This window comes from Acidovorax sp. 93 (genome assembly GCF_003633835.1).
GTDB lineage: Bacteria > Pseudomonadota > Gammaproteobacteria > Burkholderiales > Burkholderiaceae_C > Acidovorax > Acidovorax facilis.
Genome location: NZ_RBIT01000001.1, coordinates 2,454,957 through 2,480,289, shown reverse-complemented (window position 1 = coordinate 2,480,289; position 25,333 = coordinate 2,454,957). Strand labels below are relative to the sequence as shown.

At 63.2% G+C, this 25,333-nt stretch carries 18 protein-coding genes and 5 tRNA genes; 14 read left to right on the top strand and 9 right to left on the bottom strand.

The features are described from left to right. Window positions 1-10 precede the first annotated feature (10 nt). From hpnD to hpnC, 4 genes are all read right to left on the bottom strand, one after another. Window positions 11-853: a presqualene diphosphate synthase HpnD gene (gene hpnD, locus C8C93_RS11295; protein WP_121508753.1), complete on the bottom strand. Its 843-nt coding sequence runs from the start codon at window positions 851-853 to the stop codon at window positions 11-13. Window positions 854-973: 120 nt separating this feature from the next. After that, window positions 974-1,870, bottom strand: a complete 897-nt coding sequence (locus C8C93_RS11290) for an amino acid ABC transporter substrate-binding protein (RefSeq protein ID WP_233559348.1) — start codon at window positions 1,868-1,870, stop codon at window positions 974-976. A 117-nt stretch (window positions 1,871-1,987) separates the two neighbouring features. Further along, complete coding sequence (locus C8C93_RS11285; protein ID WP_121506952.1) at window positions 1,988-3,397, bottom strand: L-serine ammonia-lyase; 1,410 nt, start codon at window positions 3,395-3,397, stop codon at window positions 1,988-1,990. A gap of 301 nt (window positions 3,398-3,698) precedes the next feature. Beyond that, window positions 3,699-4,634: a squalene synthase HpnC gene (hpnC, locus tag C8C93_RS11280; RefSeq protein WP_233559346.1), complete on the bottom strand. Its 936-nt coding sequence runs from the start codon at window positions 4,632-4,634 to the stop codon at window positions 3,699-3,701. A gap of 207 nt (window positions 4,635-4,841) precedes the next feature. On the opposite strand from hpnC, the gene C8C93_RS11275 reads away from it, so the two are divergent. The 13 genes from C8C93_RS11275 (at window position 4,842) to C8C93_RS11215 (ending at window position 17,959) form a co-directional block, all read left to right on the top strand. Beyond that, window positions 4,842-6,050: an efflux RND transporter periplasmic adaptor subunit gene (locus C8C93_RS11275; protein ID WP_233559344.1), complete on the top strand. Its 1,209-nt coding sequence runs from the start codon at window positions 4,842-4,844 to the stop codon at window positions 6,048-6,050. Window positions 6,051-6,058: 8 nt separating this feature from the next. Further along, window positions 6,059-9,241: an efflux RND transporter permease subunit gene (locus C8C93_RS11270; RefSeq protein ID WP_121506950.1), complete on the top strand. Its 3,183-nt coding sequence runs from the start codon at window positions 6,059-6,061 to the stop codon at window positions 9,239-9,241. Window positions 9,242-9,335: 94 nt separating this feature from the next. After that, a tRNA-Leu gene (locus C8C93_RS11265) sits at window positions 9,336-9,422 on the top strand. 75 nt (window positions 9,423-9,497) lie between these two features. Further along, window positions 9,498-10,811: a trigger factor gene (gene tig / locus C8C93_RS11260; RefSeq protein ID WP_055399519.1), complete on the top strand. Its 1,314-nt coding sequence runs from the start codon at window positions 9,498-9,500 to the stop codon at window positions 10,809-10,811. A 127-nt stretch (window positions 10,812-10,938) separates the two neighbouring features. Beyond that, the gene (gene clpP / locus C8C93_RS11255; RefSeq protein ID WP_055399521.1) at window positions 10,939-11,547 is read left to right on the top strand and encodes an ATP-dependent Clp endopeptidase proteolytic subunit ClpP; all 609 of its coding nucleotides are present in this window, start codon (window positions 10,939-10,941) and stop codon (window positions 11,545-11,547) included. A gap of 102 nt (window positions 11,548-11,649) precedes the next feature. Beyond that, entirely contained in the window at window positions 11,650-12,915 is a 1,266-nt protein-coding gene (gene clpX / locus C8C93_RS11250; protein WP_010460566.1) for an ATP-dependent Clp protease ATP-binding subunit ClpX, read from the top strand. Between the two features lie 188 nt (window positions 12,916-13,103). After that, window positions 13,104-15,536, top strand: coding sequence for an endopeptidase La (gene lon / locus C8C93_RS11245; RefSeq protein WP_055399523.1), 2,433 nt, complete (start codon window positions 13,104-13,106; stop codon window positions 15,534-15,536). Window positions 15,537-15,622: 86 nt separating this feature from the next. Continuing rightward, a tRNA-Gly gene (locus C8C93_RS11240) sits at window positions 15,623-15,698 on the top strand. 58 nt (window positions 15,699-15,756) lie between these two features. After that, window positions 15,757-15,830: transfer RNA gene (locus tag C8C93_RS11235), tRNA-Cys, on the top strand. Between the two features lie 182 nt (window positions 15,831-16,012). Further along, window positions 16,013-16,088: transfer RNA gene (locus C8C93_RS11230), tRNA-Gly, on the top strand. Window positions 16,089-16,244: 156 nt separating this feature from the next. Next, window positions 16,245-16,337 (top strand) — tRNA-Leu (locus C8C93_RS11225). A 283-nt stretch (window positions 16,338-16,620) separates the two neighbouring features. Next, entirely contained in the window at window positions 16,621-17,259 is a 639-nt protein-coding gene (locus tag C8C93_RS11220) for a DUF6806 family protein (RefSeq protein ID WP_121506949.1), read from the top strand. 163 nt (window positions 17,260-17,422) lie between these two features. Next, a complete protein-coding gene (locus C8C93_RS11215) occupies window positions 17,423-17,959 on the top strand; it encodes a M48 family metallopeptidase (protein ID WP_055399527.1) in 537 nt (178 codons plus the stop codon). A gap of 84 nt (window positions 17,960-18,043) precedes the next feature. Here C8C93_RS11215 and murI read toward each other — a convergent pair whose 3' ends face one another. The 3 genes from murI to C8C93_RS11200 all read right to left on the bottom strand — a co-directional run bounded on the left by murI (window position 18,044) and on the right by C8C93_RS11200 (window position 21,204). Then, the gene (murI, locus tag C8C93_RS11210; protein ID WP_121419599.1) at window positions 18,044-18,913 is read right to left on the bottom strand and encodes a glutamate racemase; all 870 of its coding nucleotides are present in this window, start codon (window positions 18,911-18,913) and stop codon (window positions 18,044-18,046) included. A 167-nt stretch (window positions 18,914-19,080) separates the two neighbouring features. Beyond that, window positions 19,081-20,646: a fumarate hydratase gene (locus tag C8C93_RS11205; RefSeq protein WP_121506948.1), complete on the bottom strand. Its 1,566-nt coding sequence runs from the start codon at window positions 20,644-20,646 to the stop codon at window positions 19,081-19,083. Between the two features lie 195 nt (window positions 20,647-20,841). Continuing rightward, window positions 20,842-21,204: a hypothetical protein gene (locus tag C8C93_RS11200; protein WP_121506947.1), complete on the bottom strand. Its 363-nt coding sequence runs from the start codon at window positions 21,202-21,204 to the stop codon at window positions 20,842-20,844. 336 nt (window positions 21,205-21,540) lie between these two features. Between C8C93_RS11200 and fumC the strand changes: the two genes are divergently transcribed. Continuing rightward, complete coding sequence (gene fumC / locus C8C93_RS11195) at window positions 21,541-22,926, top strand: class II fumarate hydratase (protein ID WP_121506946.1); 1,386 nt, start codon at window positions 21,541-21,543, stop codon at window positions 22,924-22,926. A gap of 112 nt (window positions 22,927-23,038) precedes the next feature. Here fumC and C8C93_RS11190 read toward each other — a convergent pair whose 3' ends face one another. Continuing rightward, window positions 23,039-23,812: a Crp/Fnr family transcriptional regulator gene (locus C8C93_RS11190; protein ID WP_121508750.1), complete on the bottom strand. Its 774-nt coding sequence runs from the start codon at window positions 23,810-23,812 to the stop codon at window positions 23,039-23,041. Window positions 23,813-23,957: 145 nt separating this feature from the next. Next, window positions 23,958-25,133 carry a DNA topoisomerase IB gene (locus C8C93_RS11185; protein WP_121506945.1) on the bottom strand — a complete coding sequence of 392 codons (1,176 nt, stop codon included), beginning with the start codon at window positions 25,131-25,133 and terminating at the stop codon, window positions 23,958-23,960. Between the last annotated feature and the right edge of the window lie 200 nt (window positions 25,134-25,333).

The window sequence follows — 25,333 nt, the reverse complement described above, 5'->3', positions numbered from 1 at the left end:
GGGCCCACGGCTACGACATCCGGCCGAGCGCCTGCACCTTCCACGCCAGCCAGAACTTGCGCAAGGGCGTGAGGCGGATGCGCTGGTGCAGCACCTGGAAGTTCTCGTGCTCGATCTCGCGCAGCAGGGTGCGGTAGATGTTGGCCATCATCAGGCCGGGCTTCTGGGCGCGGCGGTCGGCATCGGGCAGCAGGGCGAAGGCCTCGTCGTACAGGCGGTGCGCGCGCTCGGCCTGAAAACGCATCAGCGCGGTGAAGCGGTCGGAATACTGGCGCTTCAGGATCTCGTGCGCCTTCACGTCAAATTGCTGCAGCTCGCTCACCGGCAGGTAGATGCGGCCCAGCATGGCATCTTCGCCCACGTCACGGATGATGTTGGTGAGCTGGAAGGCCAAGCCCAGCTTGTGGGCGTAGTCGGTGGTGCGCGGGTCGGTCTGGCCGAAGATGCGTGCGGCGACTTCGCCCACGATGCCCGCCACCAGGTGGCAGTAGCCCTTGAGGCCCGCAAAGTCGAGGTAGCGGGTCTGCTCCAGGTCCATCTGGCAGCCGTCGATCACGGCCTGCAGGTGGCGTTGTTCAATGCCATAGTCGGCGGCCAGCGGCATCAGCGCCAGCATCACGGGGTGGGTGGGCTGGCCCGCATAGGCCTTGGCCACCTCGGCCTGCCACCAGGCCAGCTTGGTGCGCGCCACGCCAGGGTCGGAGACTTCGTCCACCACATCGTCCACTTCGCGGCAGAAGGCATAAAACGCCGTGATCGCGGCGCGGCGCGGGGCCGGCAGGAACAGGAAGGCGTAGTAGAAGCTGCTGCCCGAGGCCACGGCTTTTTGCTGTACGTATTGCTGTGGGGTCATGGGGCGCGATTGTCCCATGGCGGACATGGCCCGCGAATGCAACCTGGCAGCTGGTGGAGGCCGCAGTTCCCCAGTTTGGCCTGCCTGTTCTGCGGCAGTTCTGCGGCAGGCCGAAGGGCATCAAAAGGCGATCTGTTCCACGCCCACGTCGCTGGGCCGCTTGAGCGCTTCGCGCATGAAGACGCTCATGGGGAGCGTGCCTTGGTCCGAGTGGAACCACTTTTTGTAGAGAGCCGCCATCTCCCCGGTCTGGATCAGGCGGCGGGTGACTTGGTCTACCAGCTCCTTGAAGCGAGGGTCTTGCCTGCGCAGGCCAATGCTGTAGGGCTCTACCGAAAGGCGCTTTTCCAGAAACTGGTAGTCCCCCATGGCCTTGCCCAGCCGGGTCATGGGGCTCCACAGGCCTGCATCGTCTGCAAAAACCGCATCTGCCTCCCTGCGCGTGAGTGCATCCAATCCCTGTGCGGTGCTGTCTACCGGCACGTAGATGAATTTGCGGTGGTAGGTGCGTTCGTTCGTGGCCAGCAGGCCGTCATTGGTGGTTTTTCGTTCGACGGCAATGCGTTTGCCGTTCAGATCGTCCACCGTCTTGATGCCCGAGTCCTTGCGCACGAGGAAGGCGGTGGTGGCGATGAAGATGTGGTGGCTGAAGGCGACTTCCTTCTGGCGTTCCAGGGTGTTGGTGGTCGTGCCGCATTCCAGGTCCACTACGTTGTTTTTCAGGTCTGCAAGGCGGTTCTTGCCGTCTACGAGTACATAGGTCAGGCGCAGGTCAGGGCGCTTGAGTTCCTTCTTGAGCTCCTCGTAAATCCTGGTGCAGATATCAACGCTGTAGCCACGCACCTGCCCAGTGGCTGGGTCTTTGTAGGAGAAGGGGTGGGATGCCTCGCGGTGCCCCATTCGCAATTCGCCGGTTTTGGCAATGTGGGTCAGGGTGTCTTGCGCCCAGGCGCCAGGGGACATCCAGGACAGGGGAAGGATCAGCAGCAGGGCTCGCAGCGCAGAGAAGAGGTGCATAGGAAACGGAAAAGGTGACGGGGCCATGCATGCCAGGCGTCGCAGGAAGCGCGCGAGGCTGCACGCCGCGCATTGTGCTGCGGCATCTGCTGTTGTGTCACATTGGCGACAGGTTTGTCAGCATTCCACAACATTCACCGCCAGCCCGCCGCGCGATGTCTCCTTGTATTTGACTTTCATGTCCGCGCCGGTCTGCATCATGGTCTTGATGACCTTGTCGAGCGAGACCACATGCTGGCCGTCGCCACGCAGCGCCATGCGGGCGGCATTGATGGCCTTGATGGCGCCCATGGCGTTGCGTTCGATGCAGGGGATCTGCACCAGGCCGCCCACGGGGTCGCAGGTCATGCCCAGGTTGTGCTCCATGCCGATTTCGGCGGCGTTCTCGATCTGCTCGGGGGTGCCGCCCATCACCGCAGCCAGCGCGCCTGCGGCCATGGAGCAGGCCACGCCCACTTCGCCCTGGCAGCCCACTTCGGCTCCCGAGAGCGATGCGTTTTCCTTGTAGATGATGCCGATGGCGCCTGCCGTGAGCAAAAAGGTGGCAATGCCGTCGTCGTTGGCCGGGATGGGGCCTTGCAGGAAGTTGACGTAGTAATGCAGTACGGCGGGGATCACGCCTGCAGCCCCATTGGTGGGCGCCGTCACCACGCGGCCGCCGGCGGCGTTTTCTTCGTTGACGGCCATAGCGTAGAGGTTCACCCAGTCCAGCATCGAGAGCGGGTCGCGCAGCGCGGCCTCGGGCTGCGTGCTGAGCTTGTGGTGCAGCTCGGCCGCGCGGCGGCGCACATGCATGGGGCCGGGCAGGGTGCCGGTGCTGGCGCAGCCGCGCTGCACGGCACCGGCCATGGTCTTCCAGATAGCCATGAGCTGGCAGCGCACCTCGGCGGCGCTGCGCCAGTGTTGCTCATTGGCCGCCATGAGCTGGGCGGGGGTGAGGCCGGTGGCCTGGCACTGGGCCAGCAGCTCGGCCCCCGTGCGGAAAGGGTGGGGCAGGCCTTGGGCATGGCCGGCCGCATCGGGCCCAGCGGTGGCGGCGCTGTTGAGTACACGCTCGCCCGCCGCGTCGATCACAAAACCGCCACCCACCGAGTAGTACTCACGCGCCGCAATCTCGTTGCCCTGCGCGTCGAACGCGTGAAACGCCATGCCGTTGGGGTGCAGCGGCAGGCTTTTGCGGCGAAACAGCAGGTGCTCTTTTTCGACAAACGGCACCATTTGCTCGCCCAGCAGCTCCAGCGTTTGCCGGATGCGGATGTCGGCAATGGCAGGCTGGATCTGGTCCGGGTCGATGTGGTCGGGCTCGTGCCCGGCCAGGCCCAGCAGCACGGCCTTGTCGGTGCCGTGGCCCACGCCGGTGGCCGACAGCGAGCCGAAGAGTTCTACGGTGACGTGGTGCACGGCGGCCAGGCCCAGCGTGTCACGCACATGGCAGGCAAACTGCCGCGCCGCAATCATGGGGCCCACGGTGTGGGAGCTGGACGGGCCGACGCCAATCTTGAAGAGGTCGAAAACGCTGACGGACATGGTGGGTGCGTACCGGAAGGGCCCGGGGCCGCAGCGCTTGTGGCGCGGGCTTGGGTTGCGTGATGGGGCCGCACGGGGCGGTTGGTGGCCGCGAGGCTAACCGCGCGCTGCAGCAGCCGGATGCTCGCTATCCCTGCCTTGCGGGATTGCCCCTCATCAGCGTGCAGCGCCCAGCAGGGAAAGCGTTCCTGAATTGATAGCTGCCAGCGATTGATAGATAAGCGCTAGGAGCCAATTTGGCTTGTAATTTTGGCCAAGAAACATGCCGATGTCAGCGCGCCTTGTGGCCCATGAATCTTTCTTACATCACCAGCGCGCGGCCCAGCATCACGCACCAATCCCACGCATGCAGGCGTGGACGGGTGTGCAGGCTGCCGCCTTTGAGGGCGTCCACCTTGTCCAGAATGCGCAGGCCGCCTTGCACCACCAGGCGAAGCTCCCACCCGGCGCGGCCGGGCAGGCGGTGCACCAAGGGGGCGCCTATTTGCATGCTGGCGCGGGCCCAGCGGGCGCAATCGGTGATGAGGCGCACGTTCTCGGGGGTACTTCTGAGTGCCAGCAGTTCGGCCTGACAGGCGCCATGAACGGCGCAGTCGGCGCGGGGCAGGTAGTGGCGCCCTCGGGGGATGTCCACCGACAGGTCCTGCCAGAAGTTGATGAGCTGCAGCGCGGTGCAGATCGCATCGCTTTGCTGCAGCGCCTGCGCATCGCCCACGCCATACAGGTGCAGTAGCAGGCGCCCCACTGGGTTGGCCGAGCGGCGGCAGTAGTCCAGCAGCTCGGCGCGGTCAGCGTAGCCCTCGGCATCACGGGTTTTTTCCACATCCTGGGCAAAGGCGCTGAGCAGGTCTGCCAGCAGTGGCACGGGCAGCTGGTGGCTACGCAGCACCGCTTGCAGCGGCAAGAACACGCTGGCCCAGCGGGGCGAGGGCGGCTGGCCTTGGGCGACGGCCATCAGGTCGGCATGGTAGGCGGCCAGGTCGGCCAGGCGGGCGGCAGCCAGGGCGTCGCCCTCATCAGCGATGTCGTCGGCGGTACGCGCAAAGCCGTAGATGGCGGCAATGGGCTGGCGCAGGTGCGGTGGGCACAGCAGGGACGCGACCGGGAAGTTCTCGTAGTGCGTGACAGGGGCGGCCAGGGTGGCAGACGCATGGTGTGGTGCGGTCTGGAGCGGCTGTGGCGCGGAAGTTGCAGCGGACGCCACTTCAGGCTGGGGAGGGGGGGATCGGTCGTTCACACCCTGGATTGTCGCTTGACAATGCCAAGGGCTTCTCATAGATTACTAACCGGTCAGTCAGTAATCAAAAAACCAATTCAATCAGGGACAAGGAGGCTGGCCGGTAACTGTTACGGCAGTTCCGTTTTCAGCGCAGGCATTCGTGCCTGCGTTTTGCGTGCAGCCCCTGCAACTCCTTGTAGCCCTTCTCTATTCACCGGATTTCCCATGCGCACATCCTCCGCTTCGCGGCCTTTTCAACGGCACTGCCGGACCTTGCTGATGGTGGCCGCCGCTGCTTTGCTGGCCGCCTGTTCCCGCCCCGCGCCGCCCGAAGAGCCGGTGCGCTCCGTCAAGTTGCTGACGGTGGGGGTGGGTGCGCTGCAATCCAGCCTGGAGTATTCGGGTGAGGTGCGGGCGCGCGTGGAGTCACGCTTGGGGTTCCGCGTGGCGGGCAAGATCGTGCAGCGCCAGGCCGAACTGGGCCAGCGTGTGCGGGCCGGACAGGTGCTGGCCCAGCTGGACCCCAAGGATTACCAACTGGCCACCGACGCCGCGCGCGCACAGTTGGCATCGGCCACCACGCAGCGTGATCTGGCCGCTGCCGACTACAAGCGCTACCAAGCCCTGAAGGACCAGAACTTCATCAGCGGCGCCGAGCTGGAGCGCCGCGACGCGACGCTGAAAGCCGCCCAGGCCACGCTGGACCAGGCCCGCGCGCAGCTGTCATCGCAAGGCAACCAGGCGGCCTACACCACGCTGGTGGCCGACGTGGCGGGCGTTGTCACTGGCATTGACGCCGAGCCTGGCCAGGTGGTGTCGGCCGGGACGCCTGTGGTGCGCATTGCGCAGGATGGCCCCCGCGATGTGGTGTTTGCGGTGCCGGAGGACAAGGTGGGGCAGATCACCCCAGGCTCAGAAGTGGCGGTGCGCGGCTGGTCCGGTGGCGCCAACCTGACGGGCCGCGTGCGCGAAGTGGCCGCCAGTGCCGACGCCGCCACGCGCACTTACCAAGTCAAGGTGGCCATCGACGGTGCCGATGCGCCTGCCCTGGGCTCCACCGTGTATGTCACGCCCAAGGCGCTCAGCCATGCGGGCATTCCGGCTATCAAGCTGCCCACCAGTGCGCTGCGCCAGGAGGGGCAGTCCACGGCGGTGTGGGTGTATGACGCGGCCAGCAGCACGGTGAAGTCGCAGGTGGTGCAGATTGCCACGGCCGATGGCAACGAGGCCGTGGTGGCTGCGGGTCTAGCCCCCGGCATGCAGGTGGTGGCCACGGGGGTGCATGTGCTCTCGCCTGGGCAGAAAGTGCTGATTTATCAGCCAAAAACGGCCTCAGCGCCCGCCAGTAAAGCGCAGACAGCTACCAATCCAGTAGCAATGCCTGCCGCGCCTGCTGCCACAGCAGCGGCACCCGCAGCTTCCACAGCCAACTGAGGCCGGCCATGACGCAAGTACAACCCAAAGAGGGGTTCAACCTCTCCAAGTGGGCGCTCGACCATCCCGCCCTCACGCGCTACCTGATGGTGGTGCTGATGCTGCTGGGGTTTGCCGCCTATTTCCAGCTGGGGCAGGACGAGGACCCGCCGTTCACCTTCCGTGCCATGGTGGTGCGTACCTACTGGCCGGGCGCCACGGCGCAGCAGGTGGCCGAGCAGGTCACTGACAAGATCGAGCGCACGCTGCAAGAGGTGCCCTACGCCGACAAGATCCGCAGTTATTCGAAGCCCGGCGAGTCGCAGATCATCTTTCAGATCAAGGATTCGTCCAAGGCCAGCGAGGTGGCCAACGTCTGGTACAGCGTGCGCAAGAAGGTGGGCGACATGCGCTACACCTTGCCGCAGGGCATCCAGGGCCCGTTCTTCAACGACGACTTTGGCGATGTGTATGGCGTGATCTACGCGCTGGAGTCCGAGGGCTTCAGCTACGCCGAACTTAAGCAGTTTGCCGATGACGCACGCCAGCAGCTGCTGCGTGTGCCCGATGTCGCCAAGGTTGAGCTGTTTGGCGTGCAAGACGAAAAACTGTTCATCGAAATCTCGCAAAAACGCCTGTCGCAACTGGGCCTGGACATGAACCAGGTGCTGGCCCAGCTGGGCCAGCAAAACGCCGTGGAGAGCGCCGGAGCCATTCAGACCCCGCAAGACCAGGTGCAGGTGCGGGTGCAGGGTCAGTTCAACGCCATTGAAGACCTGCGCGCCATGCCGATCCGTGGCCCATCGGGCGCACAACTGCGCCTGGGCGATATCGCCGAGGTCAAGCGCGGCTATGTGGATCCGGCCACCGTGAAGGTGCGCCACCAGGGGCAGGAAGTGATTGCGCTGGGCGTCTCCATGGCCAAGGGCGGCGACATCATTGCGCTGGGCAAGGCGCTGCATGCTGCCACCGACCGCATCGGCGGCACGCTGCCAGCGGGAGTGAAGCTCGTTAACGTGCAAGACCAGCCCAAGGCGGTGTCCACCTCGGTGAATGAATTCGTCAAGGTGCTGATCGAGGCCGTGGTCATCGTGCTGGCGGTAAGCTTCATCGCGCTGGGCCTGCACAAGCGCCCCGGCAAGAACCCGCTGTGGAAGCGCTGGTACATCGATCCGCGCCCGGGGCTGGTGGTGGGCATCACCATTCCGCTGGTGCTTGCCGTGACCTTCCTGGCCATGTGGTACTGGGGCATCGGCCTGCACAAGATATCGCTGGGCTCGCTCATCATCGCACTGGGCCTGCTGGTGGATGACGCGATCATTGCGGTCGAAATGATGGTGCTCAAGCTTGAAGAGGGCTACGACAAGGTGCGTGCCGCTACCTTTGCGTATGAGATCACGGCCATGCCGATGCTGACGGGCACGCTGATCACGGCGGCGGGCTTTTTGCCCATCGGCCTGGCCAAGTCCACTACGGGCGAATACACCTTCGCCATTTTTGCGGTCACCGTGATCGCGCTGGTGCTCAGCTGGTTCGTGTCGGTGTACTTTGTGCCGTACCTGGGCACGCTGCTGCTCAAGGTGCCGCCGCATGTGCTGGCTGCCCAGGCCAACAAGGGCATCACCGACGATCCACACGAAGTGTTTGACAGCCCGTTCTACCGCACCTTCCGCCGCCTGGTGGACTGGTGTGTGTTGCACCGCTGGATCACCATTGGCGCCACGGTACTGACCTTTGCGCTGGGCATTGTGGGCATGGGCAAGGTGCAGCAGCAGTTCTTCCCCGATTCGAGCCGGCCTGAAATTCTGGTGGACATCTGGTTCCCCGAGGGCACCTCATTTGCAGGCAATGAAGAAGTGACCAAACGTGTGGAGCAGCGCTTGCTCTCTGAGCCTGGCGTCAGTTCTGTCAGCACCTGGGTCGGTTCCGGCGTGCCGCGTTTCTATTTGCCGCTGGATCAGGTGTTTCCCCAGAGCAACGTGTCGCAGTTCATCGTTCTGCCCCAGGATCTGAAGGTGCGTGAGTCCCTGCGCGTGAAGTTGCCTGCGCTGCTGGCTGAGGAGTTCCCGGAGGTGCGTGGTCGCGTCAAGCTGCTGCCCAATGGACCGCCGGTGCCTTACCCCGTGCAGTTCCGCGTGGTGGGGCCTGATCCGCTGGTGCTGCGTGAGCGCGCCGATGAAGTGAAAGCCCAACTGCGCAAGAACCCGGACATGCGCGGTGTGAATGACAACTGGAACGAGTCTGTAAAGGTGCTGCGTCTGGAAGTGGACCAGGCCAAGGCGCGCGCTCTGGGTGTCACCAGCCAGTCGATTGCCCAGGCGTCCAAGACTATCCTGTCGGGTACGCAGGTGGGCCAGTACCGCGAGGGTGACAAGCTCATCGACATTCTGCTGCGCCAGCCGCTGGACGAGCGCAACGCCATCACCGACATCGCCAACGCCTACCTGCCCACGGCCTCGGGCAAGTCGATCCCGCTCACGCAGATCGCAAAGCCGGTCTTCACCTGGGAGCCCGGTGTGATGTGGCGCGAGAACCGCGACTACGCCATCACCGTGCAGGGGGATGTGACCGAGGGGCTGCAGGGGGCCACGGTGACGGCGGCGCTGCTGCCTGCTCTCAAGGACATTGAGGCGAAGTGGCGCGCTGCCGGGCAGACCGGCTACCGCATCGAAGTGGCGGGTGCTGTGGAGGAAAGCTCTAAGGGCTCGGCGTCGATTGCAGCCGGCATTCCGGTCATGTTGTTCATCACCTTCACGCTGCTGATGCTGCAACTGCACAGCTTCAGCCGCGCGATGCTGGTGTTCCTGACCGGGCCGTTGGGCCTGGCAGGGGTGGCTGCGGCGCTGATTCTGCTCAACCGTCCGTTCGGCTTCGTGGCGTTGCTGGGGGTGATTGCACTCATGGGCATGATCCAGCGCAACTCGGTGATCCTGATCGACCAGATCGAACAGGACCGCGCGAGGGGTGTGCCTGCGTGGGATGCGATTGTTGAATCGGCAGTGCGCCGCCTGCGTCCTATCGTGCTGACGGCTGCGGCTGCGGTGCTGGCCATGATCCCGCTGTCACGCAGCGTGTTCTGGGGCCCGATGGCCGTGGCCATCATGGGCGGACTGGTGGTGGCCACCGTGCTGACGCTGCTGGCGCTGCCCGCGATGTATGCCGCGTGGTTCCGTGTGAAAAGGCCTGCGCCGGAGGTCCTTGGAGGGGTTTGATTCCCACCCCGCCCGCATCAGGGTAAAATAGAAGGTTGACCGATTTCACACAGGCGGCAGCTGAGGTTGCCGCCTGTTTGTTTGTTGTAGAACCGCGCGGGTGGCGAAATTGGTAGACGCACCAGGTTTAGGTCCTGACGCCAGCAATGGTGTGGGGGTTCGAGTCCCCCCCCGCGCACCACCCATGTGAGACTTTGCGGAACACGGCGCTGCTGCGCTGCAGCCAGCACGATCCACATTCATAAGAGGAATAGCCATGGCCGTTACTGTTGAAACCCTTGAGAAGCTCGAGCGCAAGATTACGCTGAGCGTGCCCGTCACCCTGATCCAGTCCGAAGTCGACACGCGCCTCAAGCGCCTGGCCCGCACGGTCAAGATGGACGGTTTCCGTCCCGGCAAGGTGCCCATGAACGTGGTGGCCCAGCGTTACGGCTACTCGGTGCAGTACGAAGTGCTGAACGACAAGGTGGGTGAAGCCTTTGCCGTGGCAGCCAACGAAGCCAACCTGCGTGTTGCTGGCCAGCCCCGCATCACCGAAAAGGAAGGCGCTCCTGAAGGCCAGGTCACTTTCGATGCCATTTTCGAAGTGTTCCCAGAAGTCAAGATTGCCGATCTGTCTGATGCCGAAGTCGAAAAGCTGTCGGCTGAAGTGACGGACGCCGCCATCGACAAGACCATCGACATCCTGCGCAAGCAGCGCCGCAGCTTCGCCCAGCGCGCCATGGATGCTGCTGCGCAAGACGGCGACCGCGTGACGGTCGATTTTGAAGGCAAGATCGATGGCGAGCCGTTTGAAGGCGGCAAGGCCGAAGACTTCCAGTTCCTGGTGGGCGAAGGCCAGATGCTCAAGGAGTTCGAAGACGCCGTGCGTGGCATGAAGTCTGGCGAAAGCAAGACCTTCCCCCTGGCATTCCCTGCGGAGTACCACGGCAAGGATGTGGCTGGCAAGACCGCTGACTTCCTGGTGACCATCAAGAAGATCGAAGCTGCCCACCTGCCCGAAGTGAACGATGCCCTGGCCAAGTCGCTCGGTATTGCCGATGGCTCCGTGGAAGGCCTGCGCGCCGACATCAAGAAGAACCTGGAGCGTGAAGTCAAGTTCCGTCTGCTGGCCCGCAACAAGCAAGCCGTGATGGACGCCCTGGTGGCCAAGGCTGAGCTGGACCTGCCCAACTCCAGCGTGCAGGCTGAAATCGCCCGCCTGCTGGAAGGTGCCCGCGCTGAACTCAAGCAACGCGGCATCAAGGACGCCGACAAGGCCGAGATCCCTGAAGATGTGTTCCGCCCCCAGGCTGAGCGCCGCGTGCGCCTGGGCCTGGTGCTGGCCGAGCTGGTGCGTGCCAATGAGCTGCAGGCCAAGCCCGAACAGCTCAAGGCCCACATCGATGAGCTGGCTGCCAGCTACGAGAAGCCTGAAGATGTGGTGCGCTGGTACTTCGGTGACCGCCAGCGCCTGGCGGAAGTCGAAGCCGTTGTGATCGAAAACAACGTGACCGAATTTGTGCTGTCCAAGGCCAAGGTGGTCGAGAAGGCCGTGTCGTTTGACGAACTGATGGCCCAACAAGGCTGATAGGCTGTCGACTGGGCGGCTTGTTATCGAATTGCCCGGTTGTTGCCGTTACATACAGGGGCTTGTGCTTTCGTGCACAAGCCCCAATTCATTTCTGGGTACAGTACCTGCTTGTCTGGAGAAAAACATGAGCGCATTGGAAACACAAGGCCTGGGCATGGTTCCCATGGTTATCGAGCAGTCGGGCCGTGGCGAACGGTCCTACGACATCTACTCGCGCCTGCTCAAGGAGCGCGTGATTTTTCTGGTGGGTCCGGTCAACGACCAGACCGCCAACCTGGTGGTGGCTCAGCTGCTGTTCCTGGAGAGTGAAAACCCCGACAAGGACATTTCGTTCTACATCAACTCCCCAGGTGGCTCGGTAAGCGCCGGCATGGCGATCTTTGACACCATGAACTTCATCAAGCCTGATGTCTCGACCCTGTGCACCGGCATGGCCGCCAGCATGGGCGCCTTCCTGCTGGCCGCAGGAGCCAAGGGCAAGCGTTTTGCGCTACCCAACTCCAAGGTCATGATCCACCAGCCTCTGGGCGGCATGCAGGGCCAGGCAACCGAGATTGAGATCCACGCCCGCGAAATCCTCAAGACCCGCGAGCAGCTCAACAAGATCCTTGCCGAGCGCACGGGCCAGCCGCTGGAAAAGATCCAGCGCGACACCGAGCGTGACTATTTCCTGTCGGCTGATGAGTCCAAGGAATACGGTTTGGTCGATCAGGTGATCAGCAAGCGCTCCTGATAGCCAGAGGGTCAAACAGCGGCGTTTTCCTTTGGGGAAGACGCCGTTTTTTATTTGGTTATCATCCCGACAACTTTCCGTAACAAGCAAGGCATTGCCCCCATGGCCGAGAAAAAAGGCTCTTCCAGCGAAAAAACCCTTTACTGCTCTTTCTGCGGCAAAAGCCAGCATGAAGTGAAGAAGCTGATCGCCGGTCCGTCGGTCTTTATCTGCGACGAGTGCATTGACCTGTGCAACGAGATCATTCGCGATGAGCTCCCGGCTGGCGACCTGGCGCGCGAAGGCCGCAGTGACCTGCCCACCCCCGTAGAGATCAAGACCAACCTCGACAACTATGTGATTGGTCAGGACGTGGCCAAGCGCACGCTGGCGGTGGCGGTGTACAACCACTACAAGCGCCTGCGCCACAAGGACAAGGCCCACAAAGACGATGTGGAGCTGTCCAAGAGCAACATTTTGCTGATTGGGCCCACGGGTTCGGGCAAGACGCTGCTGGCGCAGACCCTGGCGCGCATGCTGGACGTTCCCTTTGTGATGGCCGACGCCACCACGCTGACGGAAGCCGGTTATGTGGGCGAAGATGTGGAGAACATCGTCCAGAAGCTGCTGCAAAGCTGCAACTATGAGGTGGAGCGCGCGCAGCGCGGCATCGTCTACATCGACGAGATCGACAAGATCTCGCGCAAGTCGGACAACCCCAGCATCACGCGTGACGTTTCGGGCGAGGGCGTCCAGCAGGCGCTGCTCAAGCTCATCGAAGGCACGATGGCCAGCGTGCCGCCGCAGGGCGGACGCAAGCACCCGAATCAGGACTTCCTGCAGATCGACACGACCAACATTCTGTTTATCTGTGGCGGTGCGTTTGCGGGACTGGAAAAGGTCATCGAGAACCGCACCGAAGCCTCGGGCATCGGGTTTGGCGCATCGGTCAAGAGCAAGAAGCAGCGTTCGCTGACAGAGGTGTTCACCGAGATCGAACCCGAAGATCTGATCAAGTTCGGCCTGATTCCTGAACTCGTGGGGCGCATGCCCGTGGTGACGGCTCTGGCTGAACTCAGCGAGGATGCGCTGGTGCAGATCCTGACGGAGCCCAAGAACGCGCTGGTCAAGCAATACAGCAAGCTCCTGGCCATGGAAGGTGTGGACCTCGAAATCCGTCCTGCCGCGCTTAAGGCCATCGCTCGCAAGGCCTTGGCCCGCAAGACCGGAGCCCGCGGCCTGCGCTCAATCCTGGAGCAATCGCTGATTGGCACGATGTTCGACTTGCCCAATACGAGCAACGTTGAAAAAGTGGTGGTGGACGAGTCCACCATCGAAGAAAACAAGCCGCCGCTGCTCGTTTATCGCGAAGCGGCCAAGAAGGCCTGAGAAGGCGTGAAGGAGTCTGCGATGCCCGCATGGACACGCCGGAATCCTTCACGCCGTCTGAGATGACCGGAGCGGGCGCATTGGTGTCGCCCATTGAACCATCAACCCTTGTGCCAGCGCGGCTTGCGCGTAAGGGTTGAAAATCCCCACATGTGGACCCATTTCCACAGAGCACTTTGAGGATTTCCATGTCCGGACATACCCCCCTGCCAGCCACCCCTATCGATCTACCGCTGTTGCCTTTGCGTGACGTGGTGGTGTTTCCCCACATGGTCATCCCGCTTTTTGTGGGGCGTCCCAAGAGCATCAAGGCGCTTGAGTTGGCCATGGAGGCCGACCGTCGCATCATGCTGGTGGCACAGAAAGCTGCAGCCAAGGACGAGCCTTCGGTGTCGGACATGTTCGATGTCGGCTGCGTCTCCACCATCCTGCAGATGCTCAAGTTGCCTGACGGCACCGTGAAGGTGCTGGTCGAAGGCCAGCAGCGCGCTCTGGTGACGTCCATCGAGGACGCTGAGACCCATTTCACGGCCACCGTCACGCCGGTAGAAGCCACACCCGAGGCCAACAAGCCCAGTGAGATTGAAGCGCTGCGCCGTGCTGTGATGCAGCAGTTTGACCAGTACGTCAAACTCAACAAAAAAATTCCCCCGGAGATCCTCACATCGATCTCCAGCATCGACGATCCAGGCCGTCTGGCCGACACCATCGCCGCGCACCTGCCGCTCAAGCTCGAGAACAAGCAGGTGGTGCTGGACCTGTCGGATGTGAAGGCGCGCCTTGAAAACCTGTTCGAGCAGCTTGACCGCGAGGTGGACATCCTCAACGTGGACAAGAAGATCCGTGGGCGTGTGAAGCGCCAGATGGAGAAGAACCAGCGCGACTTCTACTTGAACGAGCAGGTCAAGGCCATCCAGAAGGAGTTGGGCGAAGGCGACGAAGGCGCGGACATCGAGGAGATCGAGAAAAAGATCAAGCTCGCCAAGATGCCTGCCGAGGCGCGCAAGAAGGCTGATGCAGAACTCAAGAAGCTCAAGCTGATGTCGCCCATGTCGGCCGAGGCCACCGTGGTGCGTAACTACATTGACGTGCTCACGGCGCTGCCTTGGAGCAAAAAGACCAAGATCAAGCACGACCTGGTCAATGCCGAAGGCGTGCTCAACGAAGACCACTTTGGCCTGGACAAGGTAAAGGACCGCATCCTTGAATATCTTGCGGTGCAGCAGCGCGTGGACAAGGTGAAGGCTCCCATCCTGTGCCTGGTGGGGCCACCTGGCGTGGGCAAGACCTCGTTGGGGCAATCCATTGCCAAGGCCACGGGCCGCAAGTACGTGCGCATGGCCTTGGGTGGCATGCGCGACGAAGCTGAAATCCGTGGGCACCGCCGCACGTACATCGGCGCGCTGCCTGGCAAGGTGCTGCAGAGCCTGTCGAAGGTGGGCACGCGCAATCCGCTGTTTCTGCTGGACGAAATCGACAAGCTGGGCACGGACTTCCGAGGCGACCCGTCGAGTGCGCTGCTGGAGGTGCTGGACCCCGAGCAGAACCACACTTTTGGCGATCACTACGTCGAAGTGGACTTCGACCTGAGCGACGTGATGTTCGTCGCCACGTCGAATTCGATGAACATTCCGCCGGCCCTGCTCGACCGCATGGAAGTGATCCGCCTGTCGGGTTACACCGAGGACGAGAAGACCAGCATCGCCATGAAATACTTGCTGCCCAAGCAGCTCAAGAACAATGGCGTGAAGGACGAAGAACTGCTGATCACCGAGCCCGCCGTGCGCGACATGGTGCGCTACTACACGCGGGAAGCCGGCGTGCGTTCGCTGGAGCGCGAGTTGTCCAAGATCTGCCGCAAGGTGGTCAAGGGTCTGCAGCTCAAGAAGCTCGAACCCCAGGTCGTTGTCACCGCCGACAACCTGCCTGACTTCCTGGGCGTGCGCAAGTACACCTACGGCCGTGCCGAGGCGCAGAACCAAGTGGGCCAGGTGGTCGGTCTGGCCTGGACCGAGGTGGGTGGCGATCTGCTGACCATCGAAGCCGCCGCCATGCCCGGCAAGGGTGTGATCACGCGCACCGGTTCTTTGGGTGATGTGATGAAGGAGTCGGTGGAGGCTGCCCGCACGGTGGTGCGCAGCCGCTCGCGCATTCTGGGCATCAAGGACGAAGCGTTTGAGAAGCGCGACATCCACATCCATGTGCCAGACGGGGCAACCCCTAAGGATGGTCCGAGTGCGGGCGCTGCGATGACGACGGCGTTTGTTTCGGCCCTCACGGGTATTCCCGTGCGCGGTGATGTTGCCATGACCGGTGAGATCACATTGCGCGGTGAAGTTACCGCCATTGGTGGCCTCAAGGAAAAGCTGCTGGCGGCTCTGCGCGGCGGCATCAAGACGGTGCTGATCCCCGAAGAGAACGTCAAAGACCTGGCCGAGATTCCGGACAACGTGAAGAGTGGACTTGAGATCGTGCCTGTGCGCTGGATCGACAAGGTACTGGAAGTGGCCTTGGAAACCAAGCCTGTGCCCCTGACGGATGAGGAAGTGGCGGTCGTGGCTGCTCCCTCGACGGACAAGGCCGTTGCAGCGTCGTCCGCGACAGATGGCCTGAAACATTGACGCAAATTTTTTTGAGAACCCCAAAAAATGCGCTACAATTCATTCCATCGCAGCAAACGTTGTACAATGTGAGGCTTCGGTAAAATGCGGGAATAGCTCAGTTGGTAGAGCGCAACCTTGCCAAGGTTGAGGTCGAGAGTTCGAGACTCTTTTCCCGCTCCAATTTCCACAAAAAGGGAAGCAAATGCTTCCCTTTTTTGTCAGAGAAATGTGAATTTCTGGCGCGGTAGCAAAGCGGTTATGCCCCGGATTGCAAATCCGGTTAGTCCGGTTCGACTCCGGACCGCGCCTCCAGATACGGTCTGTGTCTTGATGTCTGAAGATCTTCTGTGATCGTCGTAATCAAGATGACTGTTGAAGGATGGATGGTGATTGGTTGATTTTTTGGTTTGCAATCGAATAGAGCCAAAAAATAGCGATATAATTTGAGGCTTGCTGATTGGCTCTGATGGAAACGTCGGGCGCAGTAAGCAAATGCGGGAATAGCTCAGTTGGTAGAGCGCAACCTTGCCAAGGTTGAGGTCGAGAGTTCGAGACTCTTTTCCCGCTCCATATTTGTAAGGGAAGCTTCGGCTTCCCTTTTTTCTTGGTGGTGCAAGGCGGGCGGCTCGGCGGGGCGTCGGCCCTGTGACCAGAGATACGACAGGGCATTGCGCGCATGCGCTGCCCGGGTTACGCTGCGGCGCAGGAGTGCGTTGGGCAGCCGGCGCCCCGATGGTGAAATTGGTAGACACTGCGGACTTAAAATCCGCCGCTTTCCTGAAAAGGGGCGTGCCGGTTCGACCCCGGCTCGGGGCACCACGAAGAGCCTGTTCAATGTCCTTTTGGAGATCGCATTGGAGTGCAATCGGGATGAGTGGATGCGCCGGCTGCGCAGTATGGGCTCATGCCCATGCAAGCAGCCGGGGCGTCCAGTCGCCCGATTTCACTCCAACCCTTTGGGCAAGTGCCTTGCCGGGCGGTCTGCGGCGTTGCGGCGCTTGTTGATAGCCGGCTATCAACTGCGCACCGCGCCTAGCAGCCCATCCCGGTAAGGTACTTGTGCGACTCCAAAAGGACATTGAACAGGCTCTAGGATTCAATCATGTCAAGTTACAACGCTCCCTTCGAAATCCACGTCCACGGACAAGTCCAGCTGCGCGCTGATGTGAGCTTTGACCAACTCCAGGAGGCGCTCAAACCCTTGTGGAAGTACGCCGGAGCCCGCTCGCTGGCTGATGGCGCAGCCAGCGCCTACGAAGAAGAGCCCGGCATCAAATACGACGCGCAGGAACACTTGCTGCAGATGTGCTGGACGGTGCGGGGGGATGAAGACTTTCGCCAAGTTCTGGACGAAATGTGCATGAGCCTCAATGAGCTTGCCGAGCAAGGTGCTGCCATCGAAGTCACGTTCTACGACGCAGATTTCGACGAGGACGAGGAAGAGCAGGGTGCGGAGTCGCGCGACGATTTCGTCATGCTGTTTGTCGGCCCCACGCCCGCCGCCATCATGCAGGTGCAGCGTGATTTGCTGGTGCAGGACGTTGTCAACATGATGGAGCGCCACTTTGATGGTGCCGAACTGGGCGGCGTGGTGTCCGAGATCGACAAACTGTTCAGCCAGCGCTTTGATGCACTGGTGAACTCGCTGGAGATCGGAAAACCGCCGCGTGGCCCTGGTGGGGGCGGCTCCGGCAGTGGTCATGGTGGCGGTGGTGGTCGCCGTCCGCGCCACCTGCACTGATTCTTTCATTCAACTTCACACTGGTGTCCCCGTGTGGGGTTGCCTTGCATGTGCTGGTGACGAAAGTTGATCGGCAGGCTGTGGCAATGACTTGTGCCCGTGTGCGTTGTATTCAATGCGGTCCTGCGCAGTTCTGTGATCTCTTCGAACTGTCGTGCTTTCCATGACCTCTGATCTACCGTATCTGCGTTCCTATCCGGTGTCTTTGCAGGACCAGGCGCGTGATCTGCTTGCGCAGGGGCGGCTGGGGGGCATGTTGCAGCGCAAGTATCCCCAGGCCCATGCGGTGCGCAGCGACAAGGCGCTGTATGACTACGCGCAGGAACTCAAGGCGCGGTACCTGCGCAATGCGGGCACGGTCAACAAGGTCCTTTTTGACAACAAGATCCACGTGGTGCGCCATGCCTTGGGGTTGCACACGGCGGTCTCGCGCGTGCAGGGCAACCGGCTGGCGGCCAAGCATGAGATCCGCATTGCGTCGATGTTCAAACAGGCACCCGACGAGTTTCTGCGCATGATTGTGGTCCACGAGCTGGCCCATCTGCGTGAGAAGGACCACGGCAAGGCTTTTTACCAACTGTGTACCCACATGGAGCCGCAGTACCACCAATACGAGTTCGACCTGCGCCTGTACCTCACCCATGTGGAGCATGCGGGTGAACGGCTGTGGAGCGCTGCTGCTGAAACTAGTTCTGGGTAGAAGAAAAGTTGAACACCACTTTGTTGATGGCACTTTGCAATTTGCGCTTGCTGGCAAAGCGCCAGGCCCTAACACAGCGGTTGGTCAAGGCACAGACACCGTTTCACAGCAGTCTGCTGGCAAACCCAGCCAGCGCTCTGCAGCCGCCTGAAGCATGGCCACCGGCCCGGTGGTCAACAGGCGGGTGCGTGGTGCATCCGTGGCCACGGCACCATCGGGCGCGGCCTTTAGCCCCGCAGTCTCCAGCAAGCGCCGCGTCTGGCGGGCGACGGGCTCACCCGTCTCGATGAACTGCACGCCCGGCCCGACCAGTGCGCGCAGCTCGTGCGCCACAAAGATGTAGTGCGTGCAGCCCAGAACCAGCGTGTCCATCTGCCCCGGGGCGGTGCCAAAACTACCCATGGCTTGGACATAACGCGCGCACAGCGCCCCGGTCTCCGTGGCATGGGCGGGGCTGCCTTGGTCGGCCACTGGCAGCGCCACACTGCGCTCGATGGCATGGGCCAGGCCGTCACAGGGTTGCACCACAAAATGCGCCTGATCAGCCAGCGAGGCCATGAGCTTGCCGAACTTCGCACTGGTCAGCGTGCCCCGGGTGCCGATCACGCCCACGTGGCCTGTCTTTGTCACCGCGAGGGCGGGCTTGATGGCGGGCTCCAGGCCCACGAGGGGTAATTCCGGGTGGCTGCTGCGCACTTCGTGGATGGCCGCTGCCGTGGCGGTATTGCAGGCTACCACCAGCGCCTTGATGTGGTGCTGCTCGCGCAGGTACTCGGTGATGGCGTGGGTGCGGGCGGCCACAAAGGCATCGCCGCGCTCGCCATAGGGGGCGTTGGCGCTGTCTGCCAGGTACACGAAACGTTCGTGGGGCATGGCGGCCAGCAGGGCGCGCAGCACGCTCAGCCCACCGACGCCACTGTCAAAAACACCGATGGGAGAAGAGGCCTGCGGCATCGAGGAACCAAGCTCTGGCAGTTGGAGGAAAGCGTGGATTGTAGGAAAGGCGCAGCCTTCGTGCCGGAGTGGGCGAGTCCCAAGAAAAAACCGCCCGAAGGCGGTTGGGAGAGCGATTGCCCTGGTACCAGCGTCGAGTCTGCCGCCAGGGCGACGCCGAGTGGGCCTCAGGCCGCGGCGACCCCGATGCCCTTGAACTCGCCCGAGGCGATGCGCTTTTGCCACTCGGCCGGGCCCGTGATGTGGGCGCTGGTGCCACCGGCGTCCACGGCCACGGTCACGGGCATGTCCACCACGTCGAATTCGTAGATCGCTTCCATGCCCAGGTCTTCAAAGCCCACGACCTTGGCGGTCTTGATGGCCTTGGAGACCAGGTAGGCGGCGCCGCCCACGGCCATGAGGTAGGCGCTTTGGTGCTTCTTGATGGCCTCGATGGCGACCGGGCCGCGCTCGGCCTTGCCCACCATGGCGATCAGGCCCGTCTGGGCCAGCATCATCTCGGTGAAGCCGTCCATGCGCGTGGCGGTGGTGGGGCCTGCAGGGCCGACGGCTTCGCCCTTCACGGGGTCCACCGGGCCCACGTAGTAGATGACGCGGTTGGTGAAGTCCACGGGCAGCTTCTCGCCCTTGGCCAGCATGTCCTGGATGCGCTTGTGTGCGGCATCGCGGCCCGTCAGCATCCTGCCGTTGAGCAGCAGCGTGTCGCCGGGCTTCCAGCTGGCGACTTCTTCCTTGGTCAGCGTGTCGAGGTTGACCTTCTTGCTCTTGTTGTAGTCGGGCGCCCAGTTCACGTTGGGCCACAGGTCCAGGCTCGGGGGCGTGAGGTACACGGGACCCGAGCCGTCCATCACGAAGTGCGCGTGGCGCGTGGCTGCGCAGTTGGGGATCATCGCAATCGGCTTGCTGGCCGCGTGCGTGGGGTACATCTTGATCTTGACGTCCAGCACCGTGGTCAGGCCGCCCAGCCCTTGGGCGCCGATGCCCAGGGCGTTGACCTTTTCAAACAGCTCCAGGCGCAGCTCTTCGACCTTGTCGAGCGCGGGGCCGCCGGTCTTGGCGGCTTCGGCCTTGGCCTGCAGTTCATACATGTCCAGGTCGTCCATCAGGCTTTCCTTGGCCATGAGCACGGCCTTTTCGGCCGTACCGCCAATGCCGATGCCCAGCATGCCGGGCGGGCACCAGCCAGCGCCCATGGTGGGTACGGTCTTGAGCACCCAGTCCACCACGTTGTCGCCGGGGTTGAGCATGTACATCTTGGACTTGTTCTCCGAGCCGCCGCCCTTGGCTGCCACGGTGATGTCCACGGTGTTGCCGGGCACGATCTCGGTGAAGATCACGGCAGGGGTGTTGTCCTTGGTGTTCTTGCGGGCGAACTGCGGGTCGGCCACGACCGAGGCGCGCAGCGTGTTGTCGGGGTGGTTGTAGCCCCGGCGCACGCCTTCGTTGATGGCGTCGTCCAGGCTGCCCGTGAAGCCTTCCCAGCGCACGTCCATGCCCACTTTCAGGAACACGTTGACGATGCCGGTGTCCTGGCAGATGGGGCGCTGGCCGGTGGCGCTCATCTTGCTGTTGGTCAGGATCTGGGCTATCGCGTCCTTGGCTGCCGGGCTCTGCTCGCGCTCGTAGGCACGGGCCAGGTGGGCGATGTAGTCGGTGGGGTGGTAGTAGCTGATGTACTGCAGCGCGGCAGCAATGGACTCGACGAGGTCGTCGTATTGGATTGTGGTGGTCATCGTGGTTCTGTCGTGAGGCGGGAACGAACGCATGCCGGGGCACGCAGCCCGCAATTATCCCACCCCCGTGCTGACACGGCGCTGGCGCGGCCTTGGCGCAGACTACCTGTGGACAACGCGACTATCTCAGTCTGGCCCGCCTCTCAAAGCTCAGCAGCCCCAACAGCAGACTGGCTGGAGGCCCCGCCGTGCTTTTTACGCTTCGGCACCCTCGCCGGAGTCCGGATCCAGCTCCGGGTCGTCCGCCGGGTCATCGTCCGGATACTGGTCGGCCCCCGCCCGCACATCGCCGTTTTCAGTGGTGTCGTCGTCGGTGTCCATCGACTCCAGATGGTCGGGCAGGATGTCGCGCGACTCCAGTTGCAGTTCGGGCTCCACGCTCGCGCGTTCGCCGGTGCCGTAACGGTCGGTGTCGTTGTCGGGGTCGGTGCCATACAGCCCGGTGCTGTCGCTGCCCGAGTCGGACGCGTCGCTGGGGCCCAGGCTGTCGTTGCCCTTGGCGCTGTGAAGGGGAGAAAGGTTGTCGGCATCGATGCCAAGCAGGCTGCTTTTGGCCATGGTGGTCTCCGTGGATTCGCGGCGAGGAAAGTTGCTGCACCGCCATGGTGTGCCCACTGGCGCCCGTGCGGTGTAAGAACAAGCCGACGATTGAGCGCGAGAAGGTGTGGGGCCTTGTCAAGACCTCACAGCGGGCCGAAGCGACGCCCCCACCGGCAGTGATGACGGCACCGCTTTTTGCGCTCTCCAGCGGGGCTTGCCACACACTGACGAGCGCATGCTTGCGCACCAGCAGTGCAGGGCATTAAATGAGAATGGTTATTTTTTGCATTATTCTGCCGGGAGCGGCCCCGTTGCCAGGTCGCACCTGTTGTTTCACTTGGAGAACCGCTGTCCATGACCACCCGCACCGAACGCGACACCTTTGGCCCCATCGAAGTCCCGGCCGACAAACTCTGGGGCGCGCAGACGCAGCGCTCGCTGCAGAACTTCGACATCTCTGGCGAGCAGCAGCCGCGCGAGATCATCAAGGCGCTGGCCCAGGTCAAGCGCGCCTCGGCCGTTGTCAACCAGGCGCTGGGCCTGCAGGACGCGAAGAAGACCGAGGCCATCGTGGTCGCTGCTGACGAGGTGATTGCTGGCAAACATCCCGGTGAGTTTCCGCTGGTGGTCTGGCAGACGGGCTCGGGCACGCAGACCAACATGAACGTCAATGAAGTGCTGGCCAACCGCGCCAGCGAACTCCTGGGTGGCGAGCGCGGCGAAGGCCGCCTGGTGCACCCCAACGATGACGTAAACCGCAGCCAGTCGAGCAACGACGTGTTCCCCACCGCCATGCACGTGGCCGCCGTGGAAGCCCTCACGCACCGCCTGCTGCCCGCCATTGCCAAGCTGCGCGCCACGCTGGCGAAGAAGGCGCAGGACTTCGACGGCATCGTCAAGATCGGCCGCACCCATCTGCAGGACGCCACCCCGCTCACGCTGGGCCAGGAGTTCTCGGGCTACGTGGCCCAGCTCGACCATGGCGAGCGCCATGTGCGCGCGGCGCTGCCCCACCTGTACGAGCTGGCGCTGGGCGGCACCGCCGTAGGTACGGGGCTGAACGCGCCCAAGGGCTATGCCGAGCAGGCCGCCGCCGAGCTGGCGCGCCTGACGGGTCTGCCCTTCGTCACCGCGCCTAACAAGTTCGAGGCCCTGGCCTCGGTGGATGGCCTGGTGTTTGCCCACGGCGCGCTCAAGACCCTCGCCGCCAGCATGATGAAGATCGCCAACGACGTGCGCTGGCTCGCCAGCGGCCCGCGCAGCGGCATTGGTGAACTCAGCATCCCCGAGAACGAACCCGGCTCCTCGATCATGCCCGGCAAGGTCAATCCCACCCAGAGCGAGGCGGTGACGATGCTGGCCGCCCAGGTGTTCGGCAACGACGTGGCCATCAACTTCGGCGGCGCCTCGGGCAACTTCGAGCTCAATGTCTTCCGCCCCATGGTGGCCCACAACTTTCTGCAGAGCGTGCGCCTGCTGGCCGACGGGATGGTGAGCTTCAACGACCAGTGCGCCGTGGGTATCGAGCCCAACCGCGAGCGCATTACCGAACTGGTGGATCGCTCGCTGATGCTGGTGACCGCGCTCAACACCCACATCGGCTACGACAAGGCCGCTTTCATCGCCAAGAAGGCGCACAAGGAAGGCACCAGCCTGCGCGAAGCGGCCGTGGCCTCGGGCCATGTGACGGGCGAGCAGTTCGACCAGTGGGTGGTGCCGGGCAATATGGTGGGGCGCTGAGGGTCAGCGCGGTGTGGTGTGGGTCAAAAGTTCAAGAAAAAATGACCGCCAGCGCTTGTCCAATAAGCGTAAGGTGCTATTGTTTTTGATTGGCTGGTCGCAAGGCGGCGCGCTATTCCTGCTGCGCCAGCGCTTCGAGTTGGTCTTGCTGGTAGACGACGATGCTGCGCTGGTGGATGCCGATGATGCCTTCGCGCTCCATCCACTTGAGCTCCACATTGATGCGCTGGCGTGAGCCGCCCAGCAGTTGTGCCAGCTCGTCCTGCACCAGTGCCAGCCCGATGGCCCCGCGCTGGCCGGGCACGGCCGCACGCTCGCCAAAACGTCGCAGCACGTGCAGCAGCTGCTTGGCCAGCCGCGCGCGCAGGGGCAGGGTGGCCATGTCTTCCATCATCCAGTACAGGTAGCGCATGCGGCGCGCCTGCAGCGTGAGCAGGGCCTCGCCGAACTCGGGGTGTTCGCGCAGCAACTGGCGGAACACGCCCTCGGCCACGCTCAGCACCGTGGTGGGGCCGTGGGCGTGCGCGTCGTAGGTGTTGGGCCCCCGGTGCAGCACCTCGGCCTCGCCCACCCAGATGCCGGGCTCCACATAGGCCAGCGTCACCTGCTTGCCCGACGGCGTGGTGCGCCGAAACCGGATGGCACCACTGGCACAGGCAAACCAGTCCTGCGCCAGATCACCCTGCTCCACGATCATCTGGCCGTGTGTGTAGCGCGTGATGCGGCCCAGCCGGAAGATGTCATGCCGCAGCGACGGCGTAAGTGCCGCGAACCAACGGCCCCGGTTGATGGCTTCACGCTCCGTCTGGCTGAGGAACGGGCGCTGCAGGTGGTGGTCGGCCAGGGAATGGGCGGACTCTGGCAAGGCAATGGTGGCGGTGGGCATGGCGGCAGGCTGGAGTTGGGGGGCCGGCCTGTACGCGGGGCCGGGCTGAAAGACGGTGACAAGGCGCAGCATGCCAGTTTAGCGAGACAGCGCTCACTGCGATGGCCCTGCACGGCACTTGTGCGACACCCCAGCGGCACCATGCTTACGCTTTGGTGGTGGGGCGCGCCTTGTGCAGCTTTTGCGGCTTGCGCAGAAACGCCAGCAATCGGCGCTCCGCCGCGCTCAAGCCCCGTGGCGATGTGGTACCGCCAATGTGATTCCACACCGCCTGCAGGCCGGGCCCCGCGTCAGATGCCAATCGTGTGCCCAGCTCCAGCACAGCCGGGTGCACGTACGACTTCTTGCACACGGCGGGCGTGTTGCCCAGCTGGCGCGCCACCTCGGCCAGAATGGCCTTGGCGTTGTAGCGCGCGTTTTTATCGGCGGCTGTGGGGGTTACTGATTGCGTACAGGCCAGGCGCGTCAGCTCCAGCGCCTGCGTGGTGCCGTGCCAGGTGCGAAAGTCCTTGGCAGTGAAATGATCACCTTCTGAGTCTGCCGCGCCGTGCGTGATCTCGCGCAGATAGTCGTTCACGTCGCCCGAGCCTACGGTGCGCAAACTACCGTCTTCGTCCTCGTATTGAAAGAGTTCCTGCCCCGGCAGTTGTTGGCAGCGTCGCACCACGCGGGCCACGCGCGGGTCGTCCAGCTCGACCTCTTGCAACACGCCGCTCTTGCCGCGAAATCGCAGCTTGAGCTGACTGCCTTTCAGTTGCACATGCCGCGTGCGCAGCGTGGTCAGGCCATACGAGCGGTTGGTGGCGGCGTATTCCTCATTGCCCACGCGCAGGTAGGTGATGTCCAGCAGGCGCACCAGCGTGGCCAGCACCAGCGTGCGAGTCAGAGGCTGGCCGTTGCGGTGCGCTGCAAGGTCGCGCGCCACGCGGCTGCGCAGGCGCGGGAGCACGCGGCCAAACGCCTGCATGTGTTCGAACTTGCCCTCGTCGCGCTGCGCGCGCCACTGCGGGTGGTAACGGTATTGGCGCCGTCCGCGCGCGTCCAGCCCCGTGGCCTGCAGGTGCCCGTGGGGCAGGGGGCAAATCCACACGTCGGTATAAGCCGGTGGGATAGCCAGGCGTTTGATGCGGGCGACCTCGTCCGGGTCTTGCAGCCACTGGCCATCGGGCAAACGGTAGCGGAAAGCCTTGGCACCGCTGCGCACGCGGGTAAGGCCGGGCATGGCGGGTGTGACGTACACCAGGCCTCCGGGGAGCTTCTGGGGGCGGCTGGTGGGCCGGGGTGGTGCTGGTGCGCGGGGCGATGGGGGCAGGGCGGGCATCGGGGCGAACAGGTAAAAGTGGCCAGGGTGTGGCCCCGATCACACCCGTGCCCGGGAGGAGGTGGTGTAGGTGCGCTGCGTGCGTTGGGGTGAGACAGGGGCCGAATAGGCGGCCCGCCACACCACTGTCTCGTGGTTAAAAATGGCCCTTGCTCATATTGGATAAGCATCAACAGCTATTAAAAATGTAGCAATCTGCC

Coding starts and splice junctions, on each gene's coding strand:
- murI (WP_121419599.1), bottom strand. CDS start 18,913: ATGCCGCAGGCCTCTTCTCCCATCGGTGTTTTTGACAGTGGCGTCGGT.
- C8C93_RS11270 (WP_121506950.1), top strand. CDS start 6,059: ATGACGCAAGTACAACCCAAAGAGGGGTTCAACCTCTCCAAGTGGGCG.
- C8C93_RS11215 (WP_055399527.1), top strand. CDS start 17,423: ATGACCTCTGATCTACCGTATCTGCGTTCCTATCCGGTGTCTTTGCAG.
- C8C93_RS11275 (WP_233559344.1), top strand. CDS start 4,842: ATGCGCACATCCTCCGCTTCGCGGCCTTTTCAACGGCACTGCCGGACC.
- C8C93_RS11205 (WP_121506948.1), bottom strand. CDS start 20,646: ATGACCACCACAATCCAATACGACGACCTCGTCGAGTCCATTGCTGCC.
- C8C93_RS11190 (WP_121508750.1), bottom strand. CDS start 23,812: ATGCCCACCGCCACCATTGCCTTGCCAGAGTCCGCCCATTCCCTGGCC.
- fumC (WP_121506946.1), top strand. CDS start 21,541: ATGACCACCCGCACCGAACGCGACACCTTTGGCCCCATCGAAGTCCCG.
- clpX (WP_010460566.1), top strand. CDS start 11,650: ATGGCCGAGAAAAAAGGCTCTTCCAGCGAAAAAACCCTTTACTGCTCT.
- tig (WP_055399519.1), top strand. CDS start 9,498: ATGGCCGTTACTGTTGAAACCCTTGAGAAGCTCGAGCGCAAGATTACG.
- C8C93_RS11220 (WP_121506949.1), top strand. CDS start 16,621: ATGTCAAGTTACAACGCTCCCTTCGAAATCCACGTCCACGGACAAGTC.
- C8C93_RS11185 (WP_121506945.1), bottom strand. CDS start 25,133: ATGCCCGCCCTGCCCCCATCGCCCCGCGCACCAGCACCACCCCGGCCC.
- lon (WP_055399523.1), top strand. CDS start 13,104: ATGTCCGGACATACCCCCCTGCCAGCCACCCCTATCGATCTACCGCTG.
- C8C93_RS11290 (WP_233559348.1), bottom strand. CDS start 1,870: ATGCACCTCTTCTCTGCGCTGCGAGCCCTGCTGCTGATCCTTCCCCTG.
- hpnD (WP_121508753.1), bottom strand. CDS start 853: ATGACCCCACAGCAATACGTACAGCAAAAAGCCGTGGCCTCGGGCAGC.
- C8C93_RS11200 (WP_121506947.1), bottom strand. CDS start 21,204: ATGGCCAAAAGCAGCCTGCTTGGCATCGATGCCGACAACCTTTCTCCC.
- clpP (WP_055399521.1), top strand. CDS start 10,939: ATGAGCGCATTGGAAACACAAGGCCTGGGCATGGTTCCCATGGTTATC.
- C8C93_RS11285 (WP_121506952.1), bottom strand. CDS start 3,397: ATGTCCGTCAGCGTTTTCGACCTCTTCAAGATTGGCGTCGGCCCGTCC.